The organism is Natrinema soli, assembly GCF_028618695.1.
On the sequence record NZ_JAQIVI010000161.1, the window covers coordinates 1 to 1,943 of the forward strand.

Annotated in this window: 2 protein-coding genes; both read right to left on the reverse strand. The window is 68.3% G+C overall.

Features of this window, described 5'->3' with window-relative positions:
- Positions 1-909: threonine ammonia-lyase (locus tag PGX04_RS11475; protein ID WP_273738633.1), on the reverse strand; the 909-nt coding region annotated here is incomplete at its 3' end.
- The coding region (locus PGX04_RS11480) for an amidohydrolase (RefSeq protein ID WP_273738634.1) at positions 906-1,943 on the reverse strand (1,038 nt) is incomplete at its 5' end. The genes PGX04_RS11480 and PGX04_RS11475, both read right to left, overlap by 4 nt.

Consider the following 1,943-nt stretch of genomic DNA (forward strand, 5'->3'; position numbering starts at 1 on the left):
GAGAGCCAGATCGTCCGACAGCGCGGCGGCCAGGGGGGCGGCGCCGGCGCTCTCGGCGACCGTCTTCGCGCGTTCGGCCAGCAAGGTGACCCCAGCAGCGATCTCTCGATCGCTCACGCTGACCACGTCGTCGACGACCTCGCGGGCGATTTCGAACGTCGTCTCGAGCATGCGGGTATCCGCGATCCCCTCCGCGACGGTGTCGACGTCCGCGAGTTCGTGAATCTCGCTCCCCTCGAGCGACGGTTTCGCGTGAGCGGCTCCCTCGGGTTGCACCCCGATAACGCGGATGTCACGCTCTGCAGCCGTGAGAACGGTCCCGATCCCGCTAATGAGCCCGCCGCCGCCGATAGCGACCAACACGGTGTCGATGCTGGGGTATTGCTCTAGCAATTCCAGACCGATCGTTCCCTGCCCCGCAACGACGTCCGCGTCGTCGAAGGGATGGACGAACGTTTCCCCGGTCTCCTCGGCCCGCTCGAGGGCGTATTCGTAGGAACGCTCGTAGATGTCGCCCTCGACGACGACCTCGGCCCCGTAGCCGCGGGTGGCCTCGATTTTCGCGGCCGGCGTCACCTCGGGGACGACGATCGTCGTCTCGATATCGAGCAGATCGCCGGCCAGCGCCACCCCCTGCGCGTGATTGCCCGCGCTTGAGGCGATGACGCCCACCTCGCGCTCGGCGTCCGAGAGCTGTGCCATCGTGTTGTACGCGCCGCGGATCTTGAACGAGCCGGTCCGCTGGACGTTCTCGAGTTTGAGCCCGATCGAGTCGGCACCGCTCATCTCGGCGAACGTTCGTGACGTATCCAGCGGCGTGCGGTGGACGACGTCGTCGATTCGGTCTCGCGCGTTCGCTACGTCCTCGCGGGTGACGAGCGCCTCGCCGGCGTCACGATTCCTGCTCATCCGTCGTCCCCCGCGTGTGCTCCGTCCTCACCGAGCGCTCCGCCCTCCCCGAGCGGCCCGCCTTCCCCGTGCGTTACGTTCGCTTCGCCCTCGACGCGCTCCGCGTCACCGCTGCTCTCGACGCGTGGAACCGGATGCCGCCGCTCGAGTTCCCGGATCGTGCCGACGAGCGCGTCGACGCCGTGTTGCAAACTCGCCTCGTCCACGTCGAACGTGGGCGTGTGGTGGCTCGTCGGGTGGTCGGTGCCGACGATCATGTAGGTCGCCAGCCCGCCCTCGTCCTGGACGCGCTCCATCAGGAAGGTCGCGTCCTCGCTCGCGTCGATGTCGACGGCCGGGAGGACGTGGTCGATCCCTTCGACGCCGTTCGCGACCTCGCTGACGAGCGCCTGTAGTTCGGGATCGCTGTCGGCCCGCGGCGACTTGCTGACCACGTCGACCTCGGCCCGACAGCCGTGCATCTTGGCCGCCGAGTTGATCGTGCGCTCGAGCCGCCGTTCCATGAACTCCATCAGCGCGGTGGTCTCGCCGCGGGCCTCGGCTTCCATGTACGCGTGCTCGGCGATGACGTTGCTCGCGGTGCCCGCCTCGGCCTTGCCGATATTCACTCGAGTCATGCCGTCGCTGTGCCGGGGGATTCCGTAGGCGTTCACGATGGCGGCCCCCATGGCGTGCATGGCGTTGGCTCCCTCGTTCGGTGCCTTGCCCGCGTGCGCCGAGGTGCCCTCGATCGTCGCGTCGACGTGGCACATCGCGAGCGGTTTCTCGATGCCGGCGACGACCTCGCCCGTGGGATGGTCGAGACCGACGTGGATCGCGAGCAGGTAGTCCAGCCCCTCAGCGAACTCGCTTTTCGCCATCGGACAGCCCCCGCCGCCGGTCTCCTCTGCGGGCTGGAAGAAGACGACCAGCCGCCCCGAGAAGTCGCTCTCGGCGATTCGCTCGAGGACGGCCAGTCCCCAGGTCATGTGGGCGTCGTGGCCGCAGGCGTGCATCGTCCCGTCGACCTTCGAGCGAAAGCCCTCGTCCGCGGG